At 53.5% G+C, this 21,510-nt stretch carries 21 protein-coding genes; 12 read left to right on the forward strand and 9 right to left on the reverse strand.

Annotated features, from left to right (window positions below):
• Positions 1–8 precede the first annotated feature (8 nt).
• Positions 9–341, forward strand: coding sequence for a YbaB/EbfC family nucleoid-associated protein (locus tag AWR27_RS00980; protein ID WP_077129469.1), 333 nt, complete (start codon positions 9–11; stop codon positions 339–341).
• Positions 342–358: 17 nt separating this feature from the next.
• Positions 359–1,384, forward strand: coding sequence for a glycosyltransferase family 2 protein (locus AWR27_RS00985; RefSeq protein WP_077129470.1), 1,026 nt, complete (start codon positions 359–361; stop codon positions 1,382–1,384).
• A 139-nt stretch (positions 1,385–1,523) separates the two neighbouring features.
• On the opposite strand, the gene AWR27_RS00990 is transcribed toward AWR27_RS00985, so the two are convergent.
• On the reverse strand, positions 1,524–1,745 hold the full coding sequence (locus tag AWR27_RS00990; RefSeq protein ID WP_077129471.1) for a PspC domain-containing protein: 222 nt from the start codon (positions 1,743–1,745) through the stop codon (positions 1,524–1,526).
• Positions 1,746–2,083: 338 nt separating this feature from the next.
• Between AWR27_RS00990 and AWR27_RS00995 the strand changes: the two genes are divergently transcribed.
• The gene (locus AWR27_RS00995; protein ID WP_077129472.1) at positions 2,084–2,290 is read left to right on the forward strand and encodes a cold-shock protein; all 207 of its coding nucleotides are present in this window, start codon (positions 2,084–2,086) and stop codon (positions 2,288–2,290) included.
• An 89-nt stretch (positions 2,291–2,379) separates the two neighbouring features.
• Here the strand turns inward: AWR27_RS00995 and lysS are convergent, their stop codons facing one another.
• Entirely contained in the window at positions 2,380–4,164 is a 1,785-nt protein-coding gene (gene lysS / locus AWR27_RS01000) for a lysine--tRNA ligase (RefSeq protein ID WP_077129473.1), read from the reverse strand.
• Positions 4,165–4,429: 265 nt separating this feature from the next.
• On the opposite strand from lysS, the gene AWR27_RS01005 reads away from it, so the two are divergent.
• Both AWR27_RS01005 and AWR27_RS01010 read left to right on the forward strand, forming a co-directional pair.
• Positions 4,430–5,236 carry an SPFH domain-containing protein gene (locus AWR27_RS01005; protein WP_077133720.1) on the forward strand — a complete coding sequence of 269 codons (807 nt, stop codon included), beginning with the start codon at positions 4,430–4,432 and terminating at the stop codon, positions 5,234–5,236.
• 84 nt (positions 5,237–5,320) lie between these two features.
• Positions 5,321–5,512, forward strand: a complete 192-nt coding sequence (locus AWR27_RS01010) for a type II toxin-antitoxin system antitoxin (protein WP_077129474.1) — start codon at positions 5,321–5,323, stop codon at positions 5,510–5,512.
• A gap of 17 nt (positions 5,513–5,529) precedes the next feature.
• On the opposite strand, the gene AWR27_RS01015 is transcribed toward AWR27_RS01010, so the two are convergent.
• The 7 genes from AWR27_RS01015 to AWR27_RS01045 all read right to left on the reverse strand — a co-directional run bounded on the left by AWR27_RS01015 (position 5,530) and on the right by AWR27_RS01045 (position 11,185).
• Positions 5,530–6,303: a type III pantothenate kinase gene (locus AWR27_RS01015; protein WP_077129475.1), complete on the reverse strand. Its 774-nt coding sequence runs from the start codon at positions 6,301–6,303 to the stop codon at positions 5,530–5,532.
• A gap of 63 nt (positions 6,304–6,366) precedes the next feature.
• A complete protein-coding gene (tsaB, locus tag AWR27_RS01020; protein ID WP_077129476.1) occupies positions 6,367–7,080 on the reverse strand; it encodes a tRNA (adenosine(37)-N6)-threonylcarbamoyltransferase complex dimerization subunit type 1 TsaB in 714 nt (237 codons plus the stop codon).
• Positions 7,077–8,738, reverse strand: coding sequence for a S41 family peptidase (locus tag AWR27_RS01025; RefSeq protein WP_077129477.1), 1,662 nt, complete (start codon positions 8,736–8,738; stop codon positions 7,077–7,079). Before AWR27_RS01025 ends, tsaB begins: the two co-directional genes overlap by 4 nt.
• Positions 8,739–8,799: 61 nt before the next feature.
• On the reverse strand, positions 8,800–9,294 hold the full coding sequence (locus AWR27_RS01030; RefSeq protein ID WP_077129478.1) for a ribonuclease P protein component: 495 nt from the start codon (positions 9,292–9,294) through the stop codon (positions 8,800–8,802).
• Positions 9,295–9,307: 13 nt separating this feature from the next.
• Positions 9,308–9,475 carry a 50S ribosomal protein L34 gene (gene rpmH, locus AWR27_RS01035; protein ID WP_077129479.1) on the reverse strand — a complete coding sequence of 56 codons (168 nt, stop codon included), beginning with the start codon at positions 9,473–9,475 and terminating at the stop codon, positions 9,308–9,310.
• A 236-nt stretch (positions 9,476–9,711) separates the two neighbouring features.
• Positions 9,712–10,545: an SDR family oxidoreductase gene (locus AWR27_RS01040; protein ID WP_083732714.1), complete on the reverse strand. Its 834-nt coding sequence runs from the start codon at positions 10,543–10,545 to the stop codon at positions 9,712–9,714.
• Between the two features lie 61 nt (positions 10,546–10,606).
• Positions 10,607–11,185 (reverse strand): TetR/AcrR family transcriptional regulator, encoded by a 579-nt coding sequence (locus AWR27_RS01045; RefSeq protein ID WP_077129481.1) that lies wholly within the window; start codon positions 11,183–11,185, stop codon positions 10,607–10,609.
• A gap of 119 nt (positions 11,186–11,304) precedes the next feature.
• Here AWR27_RS01045 and AWR27_RS01050 point away from each other — a divergent pair, with 119 nt between their 5' ends.
• The 7 genes from AWR27_RS01050 to AWR27_RS01080 all read left to right on the forward strand — a co-directional run bounded on the left by AWR27_RS01050 (position 11,305) and on the right by AWR27_RS01080 (position 21,508).
• Positions 11,305–12,909, forward strand: coding sequence for a M61 family metallopeptidase (locus AWR27_RS01050; protein ID WP_077129482.1), 1,605 nt, complete (start codon positions 11,305–11,307; stop codon positions 12,907–12,909).
• A 532-nt stretch (positions 12,910–13,441) separates the two neighbouring features.
• Positions 13,442–14,164 carry an RNA polymerase sigma-70 factor gene (locus tag AWR27_RS01055; RefSeq protein ID WP_077129483.1) on the forward strand — a complete coding sequence of 241 codons (723 nt, stop codon included), beginning with the start codon at positions 13,442–13,444 and terminating at the stop codon, positions 14,162–14,164.
• Complete coding sequence (locus AWR27_RS01060) at positions 14,161–15,144, forward strand: FecR family protein (protein WP_077129484.1); 984 nt, start codon at positions 14,161–14,163, stop codon at positions 15,142–15,144. Before AWR27_RS01055 ends, AWR27_RS01060 begins: the two co-directional genes overlap by 4 nt.
• A 27-nt stretch (positions 15,145–15,171) precedes the next feature.
• Complete coding sequence (locus AWR27_RS01065; RefSeq protein WP_077129485.1) at positions 15,172–16,122, forward strand: carboxypeptidase-like regulatory domain-containing protein; 951 nt, start codon at positions 15,172–15,174, stop codon at positions 16,120–16,122.
• Positions 16,092–18,644 carry a SusC/RagA family TonB-linked outer membrane protein gene (locus AWR27_RS01070; protein WP_232326079.1) on the forward strand — a complete coding sequence of 851 codons (2,553 nt, stop codon included), beginning with the start codon at positions 16,092–16,094 and terminating at the stop codon, positions 18,642–18,644. Before AWR27_RS01065 ends, AWR27_RS01070 begins: the two co-directional genes overlap by 31 nt.
• A 12-nt stretch (positions 18,645–18,656) precedes the next feature.
• Positions 18,657–20,129, forward strand: coding sequence for a RagB/SusD family nutrient uptake outer membrane protein (locus AWR27_RS01075; protein WP_077129487.1), 1,473 nt, complete (start codon positions 18,657–18,659; stop codon positions 20,127–20,129).
• Positions 20,130–20,212: 83 nt separating this feature from the next.
• Positions 20,213–21,508, forward strand: a complete 1,296-nt coding sequence (locus tag AWR27_RS01080) for a DUF4185 domain-containing protein (RefSeq protein ID WP_077129488.1) — start codon at positions 20,213–20,215, stop codon at positions 21,506–21,508.
• The last annotated feature ends 2 nt before the right edge of the window (positions 21,509–21,510 follow it).

Genomic DNA, 21,510 nt, shown 5'->3' on the forward strand with positions numbered 1-21,510 from the left:
GAAGAAAGATGAATATGATGGATATGTTTGGGAAGATGAAGGAAGTTCAGTCCCGAATGAAAGATGCGCAGGAAACTCTCCGAACCGTGACCGACACGGGCGAATCGGGGGCGGGTATGGTGCGCGTGACGGTCAACGGCCTGAAAAACGTGCTGTCGGTAGAGATTGACGTTGATTTGATGAAGCCCGACGACCGCGAAATGCTTCAGGACCTGATTGTGGCGGCCACCAACATTGCCATGCAGAATGTAGAAGTGAAAGCCCGCGAACACCTCCGTAAAGCCACCGAAGGACTGCTGCCCAACATTCCGGGCCTGAATCTGGACGGATTGATGAGTTAGTTAGACTGTTTATCAATTTGAGTACCCTCGCCATTGTTATCCTTACTTATAACGGTCAGAAGTTTTTAGCTGATTTCCTGCCTGCCGTACTGGCCCACGCCGACAGTAACCCGGTATATGTGGCCGACAGTGCATCGACCGATAATTCCGTTCCATTTGTTCGGGCTAATTTTCCGGCTGTTCGCATCATCGAACTGCCCCGCAATGAGGGCTACGCGGGCGGCTATAACGCAGCCCTTGCTCATCTTCGGGCAAACTACGAATTGCCAACGTATTACGTGCTGCTCAACTCCGACGTGGAAGTAACGCCCGGCTGGCTGCGGCCCGTGCAGACGTTGATGGATACTAATCCGAACATTGTGGCCTGTCAGCCCAAAATCCGGTCGTATCAGCAGCGCGATTTATTTGAACATGCCGGTGCTGCCGGTGGCTTTGTCGATTGGCTTGGCTACGTATTTTGCCGGGGTCGTGTGTTTGCTACGTTTGAAACCGACCACGGGCAGTACAACGACAACCGACGCGTGTTCTGGGCCACGGGCGCGTGTTTGTTTGTGCGGGCCGACGTGTTCCACGAAACGGGTGGTTTCGATGCGTCGTTTTTCGCGCATATGGAAGAAATCGACTGGTGCTGGCGGGTGCAGCGGCTCGGCTACGAGGTGTGGGCCTGTGGTGAATCGACCGTGTACCACGTTGGCGGAGGAACGCTTCAAAAATCGAACCCGCAGAAGACCTACCTTAACTACCGTAACAGCCTGCTCATGCTCTACAAAAACTGGCCCGCCGACGGCTGGCTGTGGGGCAAAATTCTGTTTCGACTACTGCTCGACGGAGCTTCGTCGGTGCTGTTTTTAAAAGCCGGGCAGTGGCGCGACGTGCTGGCAATCATCCGCGCTCACTTCGCTTTCTACGCCCGACTGCCGCAGCTACATCGCCAACGACGTGCGTTGCAACAGCAACAAACGGCTACCATTCAGCTTTTTGCCAAAAGTATCGTGTGGCAGTATTTTGTGAAGGGAAAGAAAACGTTCGGAGAGATTGTATAAAAATTATGCTGGGTAATAGGTTGTTACACAGAGATGCACTAAGAAAAAGAGATACCCAGAGATTCTTTTAAAACATTCTCCGTGTATCTCCTTTCCTCCGTGCATCTCTGTGTAATAACTTATCCACATACAGAAATTCTCAAAGTTCCCAGATTGTTGGGTGAGCGTGTCGGCGGAGGTGCTTATTCATCTCAAGCCAGAAGGCCATAATTAAATACAGCACAACGGGCGAGCCAAGCGTCAGAAATGACGTGTAGATAAAATAAAGCCGGATACTGCTCGCCGAGATATTCATTTTTTCACCCAACAGACTGCATACGCCGAATGCCTGCTTTTCAACGAAATATCTGATTCTGTACATACCGGTTTTTTTGTGAAGTGTACCTATATACGTCGAGTACGTCTGAGCAAAGCTAACGCCTATTACTGATATAATGTTTGCCGTTTACACAGAAAACAGGTATAAAATTAGTAAAAAGAGGTAAAAAAGTATTTTGTAGCTATTTTTAGTCGGAACATTTTTACTTTCTTTGTGTTGTAACGAGGTCGACATTATGAAAGTCTCGTCATATTCTCTTTTTAAACAAAGTCCGTTGACGCTCAATCCAATGACCCAGTAATGGGTGTGTGCTGGTGCCTGTTTCGCGCTCTTTGTTCCAACCCCTTGTGAATGTTTAATTGGTTAAATTTTCTCTTTTTATGCAAACAGGTGTAGTAAAATTCTTTAACGAAAGTAAAGGATACGGTTTCATCGTTGAAGACGACACAAACCGGGACATTTTTGTCCACATTACCGGTCTGAACGGCATTACCATTCGGGAAAAAGATCGGGTTCAGTTTGAAGTGGTTGATGGTAAGAAGGGACTCAACGCCGTAAAGGTAAAGAAATTGGATTCGGACTATTAAGCTCAGGCTTCCGAACATAAAAAATGAAACCCCCGCCCGATGCCAGGCGGGGGTTTTTTGTCGAGCTGCCCTGCTGGGTCAGCTATACGTTATGCCACCCAACTCTTCACGTCGTCAACCTTCGGCATTATCACATCGGTCATTTTCAGCTTCTTGCGAACACCACCGAGGTCGTTGAACAGTTTGTTTGGGTTGGTGGCTTTTAGCTGCTCAAGAGTCTGAATATTTAGCTGACGCAGAGCCGCAACCCACTCCGCCGGAACACCCGCCCCCGTAAAGTCGGCGTCGGTCGAAACGTCGGTCTTCTTTTCCGGGCGCATCTGCGGAAAAAATAGTACGTCCTGAATGCTTGGCTGATTAGTCATAATCATAGCCAGCCGGTCGATGCCCAGCCCAACGCCCGCCGTGGGAGGCATACCGTATTCCAGTGCCCGCAGGAAGTCTTCATCCAAGGCCATCGCTTCTTCGTCGCCCCGTTTGGCGAGTTCGAGTTGCTCCTCAAACCGTTCGCGCTGGTCGAGCGGGTCGTTTAACTCCGAGTAAGCATTAGCAATTTCTTTGCCGTTACAAATCGCTTCAAACCGCTCCACCAAACCCGCTTTGCTGCGATGCTTTTTGGTCAGGGGCGACATCTCGACGGGGTAATCGGTAATGAACGTCGGCTGAATCAGGTTAGGTTCGCAGGCATCGCCAAACAGTTCGTCAATCAGTTTCGACTTGCCCATGCTGGCGTCTGTCTGAATGCCCCGGCTTTCGGCTACAGACCGCAGTTCGGCTTCGTCCATGTTCGAGACGTCGACGCCGGTATATTCCTGGATGGCCTCGAACATGGTCAGGCGTTTCCACGGGCGTTTAAAGTCGATCACATTCTCGCCTACGGTCACTTTGGTCGTTCCGGCTACGTCGATGGCTATTTTCTCAACCATCTCTTCGATGGTGTCCATCATCCAGAGATAATCTTTGTAGGCCACATAGAACTCTACCTGCGTAAACTCCGGGTTGTGGGTACGGTCCATGCCCTCGTTGCGGAAATCTTTCGCGAACTCAAACACGCCGTCGTAGCCACCCACGATGAGCCGTTTCAGATACAACTCGTTCGCAATACGCAGATACAGCGTCATGTCGAGCGTGTTGTGATGGGTTTTAAAAGGTCGGGCGGCTGCCCCGCCATGAATGGGCTGCAAAATGGGCGTTTCTACCTCCAGATACCCACGCTGACTCAGAAACTGCCGGATCGAATTAACCAACTTCGTGCGCTTCACAAACACGTCGCGTACCTGCGGATTCACAATCAGATCGACGTACCGCTGCCGGTAGCGTTGTTCGGGGTCGGTGAAGGCGTCGTACACTTCTTTCTCGCCCGTTTGCTCATTCACCACTTCTTTCACCACCGGCAAAGGCCGCAGCGACTTGGTCAGGAGTTTGAACGATTTGACGTATACCGACAATTCGCCGGTTTGGGTTGTGAATACGTGGCCCTCGACGCCAATGATATCGCCAATGTCCAAGAGTTTCTTAAACACGGTGTTATACAGCGTCTTATCGTCGCCGGGGCAAAGGTCGTCGCGCCGGAAGTAGAGTTGCATACGGCCAGTGGCGTCCTGCATTTCGACAAACGATGCGCTGCCCATAATTCGGAAACCCATCAACCGGCCCGCCAGCCGGACTTGCCCGTACTGGGTATCGGACGAAAAATCGAGGTGGGATTCGTAGCCGCCCTGCGAGTCGGAACCGGCTTTGCTGGCGAAGGCATCGCGAAGCTGGGCGATGGTGTGGGTTACGTCGAAGAGGTCGGCGGGGTAGGGGTCAATGCCCATCCGCATCAGTTCTTCCCGTTTTTGTCGGCGGTTTATTTCTTGTTCGCTTAAGATCATCTGAACGGTCTGAACCGGGATTAGCCGGGATTATCAGGATTAAACACGATTGATTTTGTGCTCAGAAAATGAAACCGCAAAAATAAGGAAAAGGATTGGCGTTTGCAGAGGCAAGTCTGGAATTGCCGCTGATTGATTCGGCTAACCGTTCGTCTGATTTTTGACAAAATGTCTTTAGTGTTTGCTATTATTGTGCTATCAAAATAATATCAAAGTCATGAATGAAAAAACGCTTACCTCGATGTCGGGTTATCTGTTGTTGCTGATGGCCGTCGTGTGTTTGTTGGGAGCTGCCGCCGTTGGCGTGGCTCAGGTAGGCTGGCTTTTAGCTGGTCTGCTTTTCCTGATGTCAATGATTCTGTTTATGGGTATCACCGTCATCAATCCAAACGAAGCCGTAGCCTGCACGTTCTTCGGCGATTATGTGGGCACCATGAAACAGAATGGGCTGCGGTGGGTGAATCCGCTCTACAGCAAAACCAAAATCAGCCTGCGGGCGCGTAACTTCAACGGGCAGCAGATTAAAGTGAACGACAAGATGGGCAATCCCATCGAGATTGCCGCCGTAGTGGTATGGCAGGTGGTCGATACGGCCAAAGCCCTGTTCGATGTTGACAGTTACCAGACATTCGTGCAGATTCAATCGGAAGCTGCCGTGCGGTTTCTGGCGAGTTCACATGCCTACGACAACATGGAAGACGAAGACGAAACCGTGATTCTGCGCGATAATACGGGTCAGATCAATAGTTTTCTGGAGCAGGAACTGAACGAGCGGCTTGGTCAGGCGGGCGTTCGGGTGATGGAAGCGCGGATTAGCCACCTTGCCTACGCGCCCGAAATTGCAGGAGCCATGTTGCAACGCCAGCAGGCTACAGCGGTGGTATCGGCCCGGAAGCAGATTGTGGAGGGAGCCGTCGGGATGGTGGAGATGGCGCTGACGCGGCTGGCCGAAAAAGGCGTAGTGCAGTTAGACGAAGAGCGGAAAGCCGCCATGGTCAGCAACCTGCTGGTGGTGCTATGCGGTGAGAAAAACGTAAGCCCCGTAGTAAACGCCGGAACGCTTTATCCGTGATGAGTGATGAACGATGAGTGATGAGTGGTTTACGCGCAGGCGACACTCATCACTCATCGTTCATCACTCATCACTCAAAAACTTATGGCTGAGAAAAAAGCATTTGTGTTGCGGATTGCGCCCGAAACGCTGAAAGAACTGGAACGCTGGGCGCAGGAGGAGTTTCGGAGCGTGAACGGGCAGATCGAGTTTCTGCTCAACGACGCGCTCCGCAAACACCGGAAACGCAGCGCGTCGGAACCTGACGAAAACCAGCCGTCCGCGACAGACGAATAGAACCGGCTGACTAACTGTTAATTAGCCCCTCGTACCGATTCGCCAATGAGCCGCACGCCCTCCAGCGTCAGCGAAGGTATAACCTCGGCAAACACATCGCGTAACGAAGGAATCTGCCCCGACAGGCCACCCGTTGCCACGGCTATGCAGTCGCCGTTCAGTTCGGTGCGGATGCGCTCAACCAACGACCGAATCAGCCCTTCATAGCCCAGTACGACACCGGACTGAATGGCGTGCGTCGTGCTTAATCCTAATGCCGACGTGGGTACTTCAATGGGTACTTCGGGCAGTTGGGCCGTGTTGGCAAACAACGACCGAATAGCCGTTTTCAGCCCCGGTGCAATGGCGACGCCCAGAATTTTACCTTCCCCGGATACGGTCGTAAACGTTAGGGCGGTGCCAAAATCGACCACTACGCAGTTGCGCCGATAGCGCGTGTAAGCCGCCAGCGCATTGGCAACTAAATCGGCTCCAATTTCATGAGGGCGCAGAATTTCGAGCGGTAGCAACGGATAAACACCCGGCCCCACAACCACCGGTTCAGCCCCAAAAAGCTCGGTCAGCATCGTCCGCATGGTGGGCGTGAGGTCGGGCACAACGCTGCTGAGTACCGTGTGCGACACGCTGCTGAGTGGCGTCCCGGCTTCGAGGAGCCACAGCCGCAACCGTGCTTCGTAAGACTCGGCGGTTTCTTCGCGCCTTGCGGGTGTGCGCCAGACGTAAAGCCAGGAGGTTTGGTTGTATAAACCGAAAACGGCGTCGGTATTGCCGATGTCAATGATAATCTGCACAGGCGAGAGGAGAGAGGTTATCGGAGCGAAATAACGGCAAAATTGCCAGAATCCCGCAATCGGTCAGACCACCAGCCGCTTTGGCACCGTCGTCATAAACTCTTTGAGGTAATACGGCTCGAAGGTTGCCACGTTTTCAAACCGGCCTTCGGCAAAGGCTACGCTTGCCAGTGCGCCCACCGTGCGGGCCGAGGGCTGCACCACCTGATCGAGAAATTGGGCGTTGGGGTGGTTTCCCAGCACCGGGCGGCACTTGGCAGCCCCGTCGCCGAAAAACAGCACCGACCCGCGTTCGAGCCATTCGGCAAACGACTGTTCATCAATGATTTGGGCCGAGGTTGGCTGCACTTCCCGCCCATCGGCATCGTACATAGCGCAGTAAACTTCCATCCGCCGGGCATCAATCATGGGGCAGTAAAAACCCCCCTCCCCTTGTTTTAAGGGGAGGGGTTGGGGGTGGGGTAAAAGCCGTACTTGTTCGGTAAGTGCTTGTAGGGTGTTGATGGCGAGCAGGGGCTTGTCGAGAGCGAAACACAAGCCTTTGGCGGTAGATACGCCAATTCGCAAACCCGTGTACGAACCCGGTCCTTTGGCAACGGCAATGGCATCCAACGCGCTCAGTTCGTGGCCCGTATGCCGAACTACGTTATCGATCAGCGTAGTCAGCATAGCCGCCGACGTGCGCTCGGTATATAGTTCGTAGCAGCCCAGCAGTTTGTCGCCCTCGTGCAGAGCAACCGAACAAACGGTAGTAGAGGTATCGATGGAAAGAATCACTTTTTTAAAATGGCCTGATACCGGGTCATGTCTTTAAACAGATCGAGGGCAGCTTTCAGGTCGGGGTCGGTGGCAAAGGAGGCTTCTTTCAGACCGCGTTGCAGGTAATAATGCCCGGCAATTTCCTGTTCGAGCAAGGCTTTGATCTCGTTTTTAAACGTCAGCATATCGGCGTCTTTGCTGTGCGAAACTTTCGTTTTCAACGCCTTCAACTGATCCTGAATCTGATCGAAATACTTCTCTTTCTTTGCCGACGCTTCGAGGGTGCCGAGGTCTTTTTCAACCTGCGTGGTGTAGTCGTATTCTTTGTCTGACGCCCATTTCACAAACTCCTGGTATTCGGCATCGGTTAGCCTAAACTCGCGGGCGGGTTTAATGGTCGGGTGTTCGTGCCGATATTTCACGGCATAATCGAAAATCAAGCCTTTGTTGGTCAAACTCAGCGCAATGGGCGTGGGCGTAGGCGCTTCGGTTACAACGTCGGGCAGAACGCCCCCACCGTCGTAGACAACGCGCCCGGCTTTGGTTTTAAAAGCCGTTTTCAGCGAATCGGGCACTTTGCCTACGCTGCCATCGGGGTTGCGGTGGCTGTAGTCGATGGCCTGAATGCACCGCCCGCTCGGAATGTAATATTTGGCCGTCGTGATTTTCAGCTTGGTGTTGAACGACAGTTCGCGGGTGGTTTGCACCAATCCCTTGCCAAAAGTCCGTTGCCCTACCAAAACGCCCCGGTCATAATCCTGAATCACGCCCGACACAATCTCTGCCGCCGACGCACTGTGGTTATTGGTCAGCACCACAATCGGCATGTCCAGATCGAGGGGTGGATTCAGTGCCGTGTACGTCTTGTTCCACTCGGTCACTTTACCTTTGGTCGTTACCACTTCCGAATCTTTCGGGATAAAGATGTTGGAAATGTCAATAGCCATATTGAGCAGCCCACCCGGATTCTCGCGCACGTCGAGAATCAGTTTTTTCATGCCTTTGCCTTTCAGTTCCTGGTAAGCCGTGCGCACTTCGCGGGCGGCTGTAGCCGTAAAATCTTTGAGGTCGATGTACCCTACTTCGTCGCTAATCATGCCGTAATATGGCACATTGGTCATTTTTACCACGTCGCGCGTGACGCTGAGTTCGATAGGGTCTTTCTGCCCAAACCGCCGAACAGTCAGTTTCACCGCCGTGCCATTCTGTCCTTTCAGCAATTTTCCGGTATCGCCCGATCCGTCGCCACGATCTTTGCGATTTTTGAGATCAACGCCATCGATTTTCAGGATTTCGTCGCCAATACGCAGGCCCGATTTCTCGGCGGGGGTGCCTTCGTAAATCATTAGCACGATGTTGCGGTCCTGCCGGTTGCCAATGAGGGCACCAATGCCGTTGTATCGACCTGTAGTCATGGTGCGGTAATCCTCAATCTCGTCTTCGGCGAAGAAGTTGGTGTATGGGTCAAGTGCCTTCAGCATGGCGTCGATGCTGGTTTTGACCATACGATTGGGATTGATCTCGTCTACGTAATACAGGTTCAGCTCTTTGAAAAGCGTAGCGTAGATGTCGAGGTTGCGGGCGATCTCAAAGAAACGGTCGTCGGTTTTAAACGAAAACAAACCGATACCGCCTGCTACTATAGCCGACGACGCGAGAAGGGTAAAACGTTTCATAGTCAGTTATCAATTAACAGCCAACAGCCAACAGTACGCAAAACAACCCCTTTGAACGCAGTTAGCGTTTAGCTGTTGGCTGTTGGCTGTTACCTGATAACTGTCTGAGGGCTAATTTCATGCCTTTTTCTATCTCTTCAAACGAAATTATTTGTTTGGCGGTATATAAAAACGCAATGTAAGCCGGGCGGGGGCTTTCGGCCCGGAGCAGGTGTTTATTAAGCCGATACGCTTCGCGCACGCGCCGACGAATCAGGTTGCGGTCGACGGCCCGTTTAAACATGCGTTTAGGTACAGTGATAACAATGGCGGGTACAGGTAGAGACGCGACCCTTCGCGTCTCCTGTGCGTCAGCAACCCTTTGCGTCTCGCTCGCGTCAGCAACAGCCATCCGGTCAGGAGACGCAACATCTTGCATCTGTACCTGTGTTGGCATATACAACACCCGAAACGGAAAAAGGTAGAACGTCTGAACCGACGGACTACCTTTCTTAAATAGTTCACCCAGAATCTTTTTGCTGCAAAGCCGCTCCGATTTGGTAAAGGTTTGCCGCATTGACATAGGCTTTTTAAATCTTGAACCGCTCGCCTTTTTTCTCGTCTGAAACGGTTAGTTTCCAGCGACCTTTGGCACGACGGCGGGCCAGCACCTGCCGGCCATTGGCGGTTGACATCCGCTCACGGAAGCCGTGCTTGTTTTTGCGCTTCCGGTTCGATGGTTGGTACGTTCTTTTCATGATATATCTTGCCTAAAACCCTTGTTTTCCAAATGAGTCCGCAAAGATAGCAGAACCAAGTCAGTTTTACAAGTACCGGTTATGTTCGATTTGATCCCCGGTAATGCAGCGTCAATGCAGTTATATCGTCAAACTGATCGTAGGTGCTGATGACTGTTTCCAGGAAGAAACGTTTTCCGGTACAAAATAGCGGTATCAAGTAAATAGGCTGCTAACGAGCAGACTGGCTAATACCCTTATACCTCTGGCTTATAGCCTTTTTCGACAACGCTTTTGACAATGCCATGAAACCACGATAGCGGCAAAATCCGACGCAGAAACAGCAATGCACCGGTTTGGCTGCTGCCCGTCACATATCGCAGCCGGAACGAGCGATCATTAGCGGCTTTAAAAATGGTTTTGGCAACTACAATCGGGCCCGGCGCGTCGGCTCCGGCTTTCTGGGAGTTGGCGAGCGTAATACGCACATAGCCATCGTAGGCAGTCAGGCCAGGCTTCTGGAGCAAGTCCTGCGAACGGTCGTAAAAATCGGTCTTGATGGCTCCCGGCTCTACATTTTTAATCCGAATGTTGAATGGACGTACCTCAAAAGACAAGGCTTCAGCAAACCCTTCGACAGCCCATTTTGTGCCGTGATAGATGCTGTAAATTGGAAACGTGATTAGCCCGCCCATCGACGTCACGTTGATAATTGTGCCATCGCGTCGTTGGCGGAAGTAGGGTAGAATTTCGCGGATCACGTTCATGACGCCGAATACATTGGTATCAAATTGCCGTTGCACCTGTTCGGGCGTGGCAGCTTCAAACGGCCCGACGGCTCCATAACCAGCGTTGTTTACGATGACGTCGATATGACCAAAAGCCGCGCGGGTGTCGGCAATAGCCTGCCGGATACTGTCGCTATCCATGACGTCTAATCGAAATAGTTTCACATTGGGCAATTGACCGAGTTCGGTTTCTTTGGCGGGCGTACGCATGGTGGCGGCAACGTTCCAGCCCTGTTCGGCGAAGTAACGTACCGTAGCCTTGCCAATACCCGACGACGTGCCGGTAATCAATACAGTTTTCATGATTTTGTTTTTTTAAGGTGAAAAAATATTCATTTTAGTGCCAAAAAAAGGAGAGGCTATCTCACCGTTTAATACCGTCCCAGATTACGCCGAACGTGGTTTCCCAGTCTGCATCGGAGAGGGGTTGGCCCGTAAACGGCACCTGTTTAGCCAGTTCACTGAGCATACCGCAAACCAGTGTCACGAGCAAATCGGGGTTAGCATCTTTAATAATCGTTTCGCGCTGCCCCTGTACTACCAAGTCCAGGATCGGTTGTAACATAGCTTGTTCTTCGGCCCGTAAATCAGGCGTTTCAACTGCATAGGGAGACCGGAAATACTGTTCAAAAAATATGGTATATTCAGGGTGTTCTACGCAGTCGTTGAAGTAGTTACGGGCTATTTTCTGGAGCTTGATTCGTAGCGGATCACTGTCGCCAATACCCAGCGTAAGGTCGTTCAGGTTTTGCCGGAGCAGATACCGGTACAGCGTCTGAATCAGCGCGGGTTTATCGTCGAAATAAACGTACAGCGTGCCAGTAGCTACGCCCGCTTCTTTCGCCAGGTCCGACATTTTCAGCCCAGCCATGCCAACGCGGGTAATTAGCTGGAGAGCCGTTTCCAAAATCAGTTTTTCTTTCGCTTCGTCCTTTGTGCGCATACTGTTGAGCTAAGTACGCTGCAAAGATAAGTGAATAAAAATTCAATATCAAATCGAAAAAATAATCCTTCATCTATTTGATCTGTAGTATCTGTGTTCGCCGTTCGTATCTTTAACCTATGCACTACCGCTTGTCTGCTGATACCAATGCTGCGCATTACATCGCCGTTGAAGCCCATTTAACCAACATCGACACGCCGACCGTTGACCTGCAATTGCCTGCCTGGCGACCAGGACGCTATGAGTTACAGCCGTTTGCAAAAAACATTCAACGGTTCGGGGTGGTCGATCAGGACGGAAAACCGTTGCCATGCCGGAAGATTTCAAAAGATCGCTGGCGGGTAGAAACCAACGGTGCTACTGAACTTCGGGCCGTTTATAATTACTACGCATTACTCACTGCGCCCCATCAGCTTAACGCAGGCAGTAGCTTTATCAACGACACGTTGTTGTATGTTAACCCGGTAAATCTGTGTATCTACGCTGAAGGTCGCATCAACGAGCCGTGTTCGCTTGTTCTCGATGTGCCGACTAATTGGATGGTGGCCTGCGGGTTGCGGCAGGAGAGCGTTCGACGGTGGGTAGCGGCTGATTTTTACGAACTGGCCGACTGCCCGTTAATGGCCGCGCCCGTGCTGCAACACATTGGTTACGAAGTGAATGGCATTAACGTTCACGTATGGATTCAGGGTGGTAGGCGCACCGATGGCGACCCGGTTTTCGACGCCCGGCAAATCACGGAAGACTTTACAAAGTTTTCGGTGAGTCAGATCGAACTGTTCGGCGAGTTTCCCGAACGCGACTATCACTTCCTGGTACTGGTGCTGCCTGTAGCCTATTATCATGGCGTTGAACACCGCAACAGCACGGTGCTGGTGCTCGGCCCCAACGACGAAGGGCCTGGCCTCTACGTCGATCTGCTGGGCGTGGCTTCGCACGAACTGTTTCATGCCTGGAATATCATCCGCATCCGGCCCATCGAACTGCTGCCTTACGATTTCACGCGGGAGATGTATTTCGAGACCTGTTTTGTGGCTGAGGGCGTAACAACCTACTACGGCGACCTGATACTGCGGCAGTCGGGCGTGTTTGACGATGAAGCGTATCTGAAAGAACTACAGGTGGTTATCAAACGCCATTTCGAAAACAATGGCCGGGCTGTGCAGTCGCTGGTCGAATCATCGTGGGATTTGTGGCTCGACGGCTACGAGAAGGGCGTTCCCGACCGTAAAGTGTCGGTCTATCACAAAGGTGCGCTGGTAGCTCTGATTTTGGACCTCCACATCCGCCGACAGACCAACCACACCCGTTCGCTCGACGACGTGATGCGGGCCATGTGGCATCAATTTGGCAAACCGTTTGTGGGCTACACCCTGGCCGATTACCGGGCTATTACCGAAGCCGTAGCGGGCCAACCGCTCGACTGGTATTACGAGTTGTGCATTTTCGGAAACCAGTCCATCGAACCCATTCTGAACGAATACCTCGGCTGGGTAGGGTTGCAGGTGGTGTATGAACTGCCCGTTGGCGAACAGTCTGGTATGGATTCGCCCGGCGAATCTATCGGAACGCCAACCGCGCCGGGCGGCTACCGGCTGCTGGAACTGGACGAACCCAACGCCCTGCACCAACGCGCCCGCTGGTTCGGCCAGCCGCTCACCGAGCAACCGCACGAAGGCGTTGTGGAAGAAAAAACGGTTGGGAAAAATGTAGTGGCGAAGTGAGGGGAGTCTGAAATGAATGTTCTGGGCAGCGCGATTTTCTATGACCGCCACTTCATACAGCATCCTGCATGGTATCAAAGCTGAACGCTAAACGACTCTCGAATGGCATATCCGTATTGTATCCATATTGTATCCGTATTGTATCCGTAAATACAGCGGATACGCATGTCAAAACGAGCCTTAGAACACAAAGATATCCAATGTGGCTGGCGCGTGTAGAGACGCAAAGGGTTGCGTCTCTACAGGTGACCATCCGGCGTAGAGACGCAACCCTTTGCGTCTTTTTCGCGTCAGCCACGTTGGATGTCTCTTTCGCGCCAGCCATCACCCCCTTTGCGTCTCTTTCGCGTCAGCCATTACCCCTTCGCATCAGCCACACGCCAATGCATCAACAGGGTTTATAGACTCATAAATAGGCACCCACGCCCTATTCAGGAAATAATCAAAAAATTTATTCAAAAAGCGCAAGGGTAATCGGGTCGTGTAGGACTCTTCCCCATAGAAAGCCTATTCCTACTCCCAACGTCTGCCGATGGACGCCCAATTTGACGCTGAACAACCCGACCGCATCCGGCCCCTGCGCCGGGCACCCAACATTGACCCGGCCAATGCCTCGCCCGACCCGGAACTGTTTATCCGGCAGGCGTTTGCCGAGCATCCCGAAAAGGGGTATGAACTGCTGTTTCGGCGGTATTACGCGCCCCTGTGCAGCCATGCGGCCCGCTTTATCTATGACCGGCAGGCCGCCGAAGACGTAGTGATCGACGTATTCTCGCAGTTCTGGCAGAAACGGCTCGACCTGTCAGTAACCACTTCGTTTCGGGCGTACCTATTTACCATTGTTAGGAATCGGGCGTTCTGGCATCTGCGCCGGGAGTTTGGCCGCGAACTGCCCACCGACAATCTACCCGACGAAGACTTCACCGACGCGTTGGCAACGCCCCTGCAAACGCTGCAATTCAGTGAGTTATACATCACCATCAACGACACCATTCGGTCGGCATCGGCCCATAGTCAGAAGGTGTTTGTGATGAGCCGGTTCGAGGGTAAGAAAAACGCGCAGATCGCCGAAGAACTGGGATTGTCGGTGAAAACCGTGGAAGGCCACATTACTAAAGTGCTCAACCTCTTGCGGCAGGTGTTGCGGCAAGACGGACTGATTTCGGTAGGGCTGCTGCTGGGTGGCTGGCTAAACGCGCAAGGGATAGACCACCTTTTTCGACTCATCGGTATAGCAACTAATCTGAACGTATGAAGCCCGATCAGTTTAAATCCGTAATTATCAGCTCGTTTGAGGGCCGAAATACCCCCCTGCAACAAACGCTGATTGCCGAATGGCTTCAACAACCGGCCAACCTGGAACTGTATTATCAATGGCTGGAGGAGTGGGAACGGGCCAATCCGCAATTTTTGCCCGATACTGACGTGGCTTTCCGGCGTTCGCTGCAACAGGCAGGCCCGGCTGAGGTGGCGCAGGTAGTGCCGATGCCCGGTCGGCAGTGGGGCCGCTGGCTTATGGCTGCATCGGTGCTGGTGGTTCTGTCAAGCATTGGCTGGCTACTCCGCGACAACATCCGTTACCGGAATGAGCAAACGGCCTACGGTGAACTTCGCACGCTTACCCTGCCCGACGGGAGCCGCGTAACGCTGAACGCCAACACCCGGCTGCGGTTGCCGCGCTGGCGGTTTGGCACTGGCTCACGCGAGGTGTGGCTAACGGGCGAGGCCGAATTTTCGGTACAGCACCTGCCTGAACATCAGCCGTTTGTTGTGCATACGCCCGATGGCCTGAACGTACACGTGCTCGGCACCGAGTTCGTAGTTTACAGCCGGGCGCGGGGTACGAAAGTGGTCTTGACCAAAGGCCGGGTGCAACTCCAGAACGCCCGTGCCGATACCGCCAAACCGCTGCTGATGCTGCCCGGCGACGTAGTGATGCGTCCTGCCAATGGGCAGTTAACCCTGCGACACCGGCAGCCATTACCGGTGCATACGGTCTGGAAAAACCATCAGTTTGCATTCAACAATACCCCGGTGGCCGAGGTGGCCTATCGCATTCGGGAGCAATTCGGCGTAACCGTTATCCTTGCCGACACGGGCTTAGCCAACCGTCGGATTGGTGGTACGTTCAGCGCGCAAACCGCCGACGAACTGCTGATCGTAGTGGCGCAATTGCTGGGTGCCGATGTCGTCAAGACCAATTCCCTTCAGTATCAACTTAGTACCAACCCCTAATCGTCTATTCGTAAACCCAGTACTTCTATGCACAAACTCCTACGCATTCCATTCGTGCTGACGACGGGTTGTTTGCTCAGTGTGCCCCCGTTGCATGCCCAGCTTTTGGCCCGGCAGTCGGTGGCCCGGCAGCAGGTGGTGGCCCAGCCCGAAACCGGTACGCTCCGGCTCCGCGATGCCATCATGCAACTCAAAAAGCAATATGGCGTCGATATAATTTTTGAAGAACGCCTGCTCGATGGCATTTCCATTCGGGCCGATCTGCTTACATCTGGTGGCAACGTAGAGCGCACACTGACTAACCTGCTGCGTTCGACGAAGCTGAGTTACAAACGCGTTCGTCGCGATGCGTTCGTGATTCTGAGTCAGAAATCTGAACAAAAAACCGAACAGAAAACCAGCTATCAGGAACCCGCCCAGCCGCCACGCCCGGCACCAGTTGGCACCCCCGCCAGTGTTGCTTCGCTCACGCCCAACGCGCTTGTTTTGGGTCGGCCCGAAGACCGTACCGTGTCGGGATTGGTCACGAGCGAAACGGGCGAAGGACTGCCGGGCGTGAGTGTGGTGGCGAAAGGCTCCAGCCGGGGCACCACCACCGACGGGCAGGGTCGCTACCGGCTTAATGTCCCCGACGAGGCTACTACGCTCGTTTTCAGCTTTGTGGGCTATCTGTCGCAGGAAGTAGTGATCGGCAACCGGTCGGCGGTGGACGTGGGCCTGAAGCCTGACGACAAAATGCTCAGTGAAGTAGTGGTCGTGGGCTATGGTACGCAGAAGAAAACTGACCTTACCGGGGCCATTGGCTCGGTAAACGCTAAAGTACTGGCCGAACGCCCAACGGTCGATATTTTGGGTGCGCTGTCGGGGCAGGTGCCGGGCCTGAACGTCCACAACGGCTCCGGTCGTCCGGGGGCGGCATTCGGCTCAACATTCGCGGATTTGGTTCGATCAACGCATCGAACACCCCGTTGTATGTGATCGACGGAATGCTCGATGCCGATATTACGCTGTTGAATATCAATGACATTCAGTCGATTGAGGTACTGAAAGATGCCAGTGCTACGGCTATTTACGGCTCGCGCGGGGCGAATGGCGTTATTCTGGTAACGACCAAAAGCGGCAGCAAAAAGAACCTGAGCGTGCAGTTTACCAGCACGGTGGGCGTGGGCGTGATGGCCCGCCAGGTCGATGTGCTCGACGCCAACGAGTTCATGGAACAGCGCGAACGGCTCTGGGCCGACATTGTGGCCCTCGACCCCTCGCAGGCGAACAACAAAATCAACTACGGGCGCGATTATCCGCAATATTTTAACCCCGATGGTTCGCCTAAGTTTAATACCAACTGGCAGGACGAAGCCACCCGAACGGCTATTTCGACCCAGAACCACGTAACGCTATCGGGCGGCACCGATAAGTTTACGGGCGGGTTTTCGGCAGGCTATCAGAACGAACAGGGCATTATCATCAACACCGACCTGCAAAAAACCAGCCTGCGTTTCTTCGGCGATTATACCGTGAACAAGTGGCTGAAAGTGGGTAGTACGATCACCTACGGGGGCGTTACGCAAAACCGTCCCGACGACATTGGGGTAGGGGCCACCAGCATCGGGCGGCACATGATTGAACTGCCGCCCTACCTGCCCGTGAAAAATGCCGATGGCAGCTACACGAAAATGAACGACATAAAACGCCCCAACGGGCAGTGGGACGTATACCACGGCATAAACGTAGTGGCACTGCTGGAGCGCGAAATGAAATATTTCTATACCGATCATCAGATTCTGAGCAACAACTACATCGAACTGACGCTGGCCAAAGGGCTGACACTACGGTCGACTTACGCCAAGAAGATGCGGTTGTCGAACTTCGATCAGTACCGCACCCGCGACTACGATCAGTATGAATTGATGAACGTTGCGTCGCTGGGTAACGAACGGCGTAACAACTGGCAGTTGGAAAACTTCCTGACCTTCGACCGGCAAATCGGTGCCGACCACCGCCTGGGCGTACTGGCCGGGGCAAGCTGGTTCCACGATACGTACTTTGGGTTTTCGGCTTCGGCCAGCCGCTTCACCGACGAGTATTTTGGGTACTACAACCTCGGTCAGGGTACCAATCCGCACAATGTAGGAAGCGGCTATAGGGCCTCCAAGCTGAACTCGTACTTCACGCGGGTCAACTACGCTTACAAAGACCGGTATTTGCTGACCGCCACGGGCCGTTACGATGGGTCGAGCCGGTTTGGGGCCAACAACCGCTACGCCTTCTTCCCGTCGATGGCACTGGGCTGGCGTGTGTCGGAAGAGCCGTTTCTAAAAGGCAATCCTACTGTTACCAACATGAAACTGCGCGGTAGCTTTGGCGAAACAGGCAACAGTGCCATCGGCGAATACGACGCACTGGGCAGGCCGGGTGTGCAGACGGTCATTTTCGACAAGCAGCGCGCGGTTGGCAGTTCGCAGGGAGAAATGCCCAACTTCGACCTACGCTGGGAACGTAACCGCGAACTGAACGTTGGCATCGAACTCGACCTCTTCAATCGCATCTCGCTCACGGGCGACTACTACGTCCGCAAAACCTCCGACCTGTTGTTCCGACGCCCTACGGCGCGGTTTACGGGCTATGGCAGTTTCCTGAGCAACATTGGCTCGGTGCAAAACAAGGGCGTTGAGCTTCAGTTGCGGACGCAGAACATCATAAAAAGCAACTTCAACTGGTCATCGTCGTTCCTCTTCTCAGCCAATCGTAGTAAGATTCTGTCGCTGGGCGAGCGGAACGAAGATATCTTCCTGAACGTCAACGGATGGGGAAGAACGCAAATCATGCGTGTAGGCGAGCCGGTGGCGGTATTCTGGGGCTATACCCGTTTGGGCACCTGGGGCACGGCGGAGGTGGACGAAGCCAAACGCTACAACCGGCGACCGGGCGACATCAAGCTGAAAGACGTGAACAGCGACGGGCGGTATGACGAGCGCGATGCCAGCATCATTGGCAACCCATTTCCGAAGTTTGAACTGCTGGTCAATAATACGCTCACCTACAAAAACTGGAATCTTACTGTCGATATACGTATGGTGCAGGGCAACGACATTGCCGATGCGTCGATGTTTTTGATTGGCGACCGCAACCAGTACGGCAACAACTACACGAAGTTCTACCGCGAGTCGTGGACGCCCACCAATCAGAACACCATGCAACCCCGTGTGCGGGCCAACAGCGAAGCCTTTGGTTTGCTCGATACACGCCACATTTTCGACGGTTCGTTTATTCGGGGGCAGAACCTGACGCTCTCGTATAACCTGCCCAACGCGCTGCTGCAACGGCTGCGGATGTCGAACCTGCGGCTGTTTACGAACCTGCAAAACTTCTTCGTGATCGATACGTATCACGGCTTCGACCCCGAAGTAGCTACGTATCCCGGTCAGTTCAGCGTGGGCAACGACCTCTATAGCTATCCCAAAGCCCGCGTGTTCAACTTTGGTCTTAACCTAACTCTCTAACTGCCAGCATCCATGCGACACATTACCTACTGCCTGATCGCCGGTCTGTTAACGCTGACAGCCTGCAACGACTGGCTGACCGAAATGCCCCGGTCGAGCAAACCCATTGGCGGTGCTACCCGCGTCGATGCGCAGGCATCGGTCGATGGTATCTACGCTTTCCTGCGTCAGCCTTATGACAAGGGCGGCTATGCCAATATGGGTTTTAGTATTCTCGAATTGCCCACAGGCCAGTATTTGTCGGCGGCAATCGACGACTTTAGCGCGAAAGAAGTGGCCGATCTGGTGTATACCCGCAATAACGGCCACTTTGCCGGATGGTGGAACAGCAGCTACGGCGGTATTCAGGCGGCCAACATCGCCATCAATACCATTCCGACCATCACCGACGCAGCTCTGACCGCCGATTTGCGGAGTCAGCTTCTGGGCGAAGCGCGGTTTCTGCGGGCGTACTATTACTTTAATCTGGTGCGGATGTTCGGCGATATTCCCATCGTGCTGACCACCACTACGTCGATTGCCGACGGGCAGATTGGCAAGTCGTCGGTAAAAGACGTGTACGAGAAGGTGATTGTGCCCGATTTGCTCTTCGCCGAGCAGCAAAAATTACCGCTCGTCTCTACGTCGGGGCGCGTGGCGAACGGAGCCGTAAAAGGCTTGCTGGCGAAGGTCTATCTGACAATGGCCGGCCTGCCGCTTCAGCAAAAAGATAAGTACGCGCTGGCAAAAGCAAAGGCTAAAGAAGTGATGGATGGCCGCTACAAACTGTTCCAGACGGATGCAGCTCTAACCTGGTTCGACAAGCTGAACAATGCCAGTTTCGACAACCGCGAAGAGAATATGTTTATGGTGCAATATGCTGTAAACCTGGTCAATAATACGTTCTCTATTTACTTTGCGCCCGTGAGCGCGGCTGGTAAACTGACCTCGGCGGGCATTCACTTTGGCGGTATGGTGCCTACCACTACGTTCTTCAACTCGTATGCTGCCACCGACCTTCGGGCGCAGAACCGGGGCTTTTTCTTCACGGAATACGAGGGTATCAAGTTCGACCGCTCGGTGTATAAATACTTCGACAAAGGCTTGCGGACAACGGCCCCCAACGGCAACAAAAGCATCCCGCTCCTGCGCTACGCCGACGTATTACTCATCTACGCCGAAGCCCAGAATGCCGCCGACGGTAGCCCCGATGCCGATGCTTACGCGGCTATCAACGCCATCCGCGCCCGGTCGGGCCTGACCGCGTTGGCGGGATTATCGAAAGACCAGTTCGAGCAGGCCGTTTGGCGCGAGCGGGCGTGGGAGCTTACCTGCGAGGGCGTGACGTGGTTCGATATGAAACGTACAGGCAAAGTTTTCAACGGCACCAACTTCGTAAACGTAGTGGGCTACACGCTGCCCACTGGCAAGGTGATTCGGGAAGAGAACCTGTATTTCCTGATTCCGCAATCGGAGATTGACGTTAACCCACAACTGGGGAATTAATTGTGGGGTATTATTAATTAGGTTGGTTGGTGCTCGTGTAGCCGACGTCTGTCGGCTATTCGACTTTATACGCAGTTTATTGCATGAATAAATATCGTATTACTCTGATTGTCAGTTTGTTTTATACAGCGTCGTTGGCGCAATCTTCGCCTGCTGCCAAACCCGAATATGGCTTCTCGCGCACGAAAAGCCCGTTCCGCTGGGCCGATAACACGCCAGCCGGTTGCCCGTTTCCAAAAAGCCCGCGCTTTGCCAAACTGCTGTTTTCGGGTCGATATGCCAACTATACCAATGGCGATACGTGGTATCCGTCGTGGGCCGATGACGACGCGCTGTACTCACCCTGGACCGACGGCTATATACTGCGCACCGACGTGTTTGAACCGTTTCAGGAGTCGCATCCGGGGCTGGCCTGCAACTCGCTCGACTTTATGGGTCGCAAGGCTGCTACGGGCAATGCGAAAATTGTGGGCAACGACCCACTGAACCTGCAGATTGTGCCGTTGGGGCGCACCGACGGGCCACCCGCGCCCTACGGTGGTCGCTACCCGTGCGGATCGCTGGTGCATAACGGCGTCTGGTATTACGGCACTTACTGCCTGACCAACAACCCCACCAACGACTGTGGCGGCAACGGCTGGACCGAGATGGGGCCGTTTGTAGGCTTCCGCACCTCAACCGATTACGGCAAAACGTGGCAGGAAACGCCCCACACGCCCGTCAAACCTATTTTCGGTGAAAATCCGGCGCAGGCCAAAGTTAAAATTGGGTCGCCCCACTTTGTTGATTTTGGAAAAAATATGCAGCACTCGCCCGATGGTTATGCCTACCTGACCGCGCATGGGGCCACCAACCCGGCTGTATGTAACAACTGGATACAGGGCGATGAAATCTACCTGATTCGGGTAAAACCTTCGCTCCAGACCCTGAACGATCCGAATGCCTACGAGTTTTACGCCGGAAAAGACAAGGCCGGAAAGCCTATCTGGAGCCGCCAGTTCGCCGACCTGAAACCGCTTTTGACATGGGATGGACATTTGGGCTGCGTAACGGTGACGTACAACCCCGGCCTCAAGAAATACCTGATGTGCATCAGCCGGGGCATTCAGGTCGAAAAAGCTGACAAAGGCCCAACCAACCTCCGTTACGACACCATGATTCTGGAAGCCGACGCGCTTACCGGCAACTGGAAACTGCTGCAATACCTCGACAGGTTTGGCCCGATGGCCTATTTCGTCAACATCCCGTCGAAGTTTATCTCACCCGATGGCCGCACCATGTGGCTCAGCTACTCGGCCAACTGGGACGACAAAAACCGCTATGGCAACCCCGCAGGCAGCTATTATTCTTTCTCACTGCACGAGATCATGATGGAATGAAA

Source organism: Spirosoma montaniterrae (genome assembly GCF_001988955.1).
Classification (GTDB): domain Bacteria; phylum Bacteroidota; class Bacteroidia; order Cytophagales; family Spirosomataceae; genus Spirosoma; species Spirosoma montaniterrae.

Bases quoted from the DNA above. Each gene is read 5' to 3' on its own strand.
- AWR27_RS01010 (WP_077129474.1), top strand. From the start codon at position 5,321: ATGGCTGAGAAAAAAGCATTTGTGTTGCGGATTGCGCCCGAAACGCTG.
- AWR27_RS01060 (WP_077129484.1), top strand. From the start codon at position 14,161: ATGAAGCCCGATCAGTTTAAATCCGTAATTATCAGCTCGTTTGAGGGC.
- AWR27_RS01065 (WP_077129485.1), top strand. From the start codon at position 15,172: ATGCACAAACTCCTACGCATTCCATTCGTGCTGACGACGGGTTGTTTG.
- AWR27_RS00990 (WP_077129471.1), bottom strand. From the start codon at position 1,745: ATGTACAGAATCAGATATTTCGTTGAAAAGCAGGCATTCGGCGTATGC.
- AWR27_RS01025 (WP_077129477.1), bottom strand. From the start codon at position 8,738: ATGAAACGTTTTACCCTTCTCGCGTCGTCGGCTATAGTAGCAGGCGGT.
- AWR27_RS01045 (WP_077129481.1), bottom strand. From the start codon at position 11,185: ATGCGCACAAAGGACGAAGCGAAAGAAAAACTGATTTTGGAAACGGCT.
- AWR27_RS01040 (WP_083732714.1), bottom strand. From the start codon at position 10,545: ATGAAAACTGTATTGATTACCGGCACGTCGTCGGGTATTGGCAAGGCT.
- lysS (WP_077129473.1), bottom strand. From the start codon at position 4,164: ATGATCTTAAGCGAACAAGAAATAAACCGCCGACAAAAACGGGAAGAA.
- rpmH (WP_077129479.1), bottom strand. From the start codon at position 9,475: ATGAAAAGAACGTACCAACCATCGAACCGGAAGCGCAAAAACAAGCAC.
- AWR27_RS00995 (WP_077129472.1), top strand. From the start codon at position 2,084: ATGCAAACAGGTGTAGTAAAATTCTTTAACGAAAGTAAAGGATACGGT.
- AWR27_RS01050 (WP_077129482.1), top strand. From the start codon at position 11,305: ATGCACTACCGCTTGTCTGCTGATACCAATGCTGCGCATTACATCGCC.
- AWR27_RS01075 (WP_077129487.1), top strand. From the start codon at position 18,657: ATGCGACACATTACCTACTGCCTGATCGCCGGTCTGTTAACGCTGACA.
- AWR27_RS01030 (WP_077129478.1), bottom strand. From the start codon at position 9,294: ATGCGGCAAACCTTTACCAAATCGGAGCGGCTTTGCAGCAAAAAGATT.
- AWR27_RS00980 (WP_077129469.1), top strand. From the start codon at position 9: ATGAATATGATGGATATGTTTGGGAAGATGAAGGAAGTTCAGTCCCGA.
- AWR27_RS01005 (WP_077133720.1), top strand. From the start codon at position 4,430: ATGGCCGTCGTGTGTTTGTTGGGAGCTGCCGCCGTTGGCGTGGCTCAG.
- AWR27_RS01080 (WP_077129488.1), top strand. From the start codon at position 20,213: ATGAATAAATATCGTATTACTCTGATTGTCAGTTTGTTTTATACAGCG.
- AWR27_RS01055 (WP_077129483.1), top strand. From the start codon at position 13,442: ATGGACGCCCAATTTGACGCTGAACAACCCGACCGCATCCGGCCCCTG.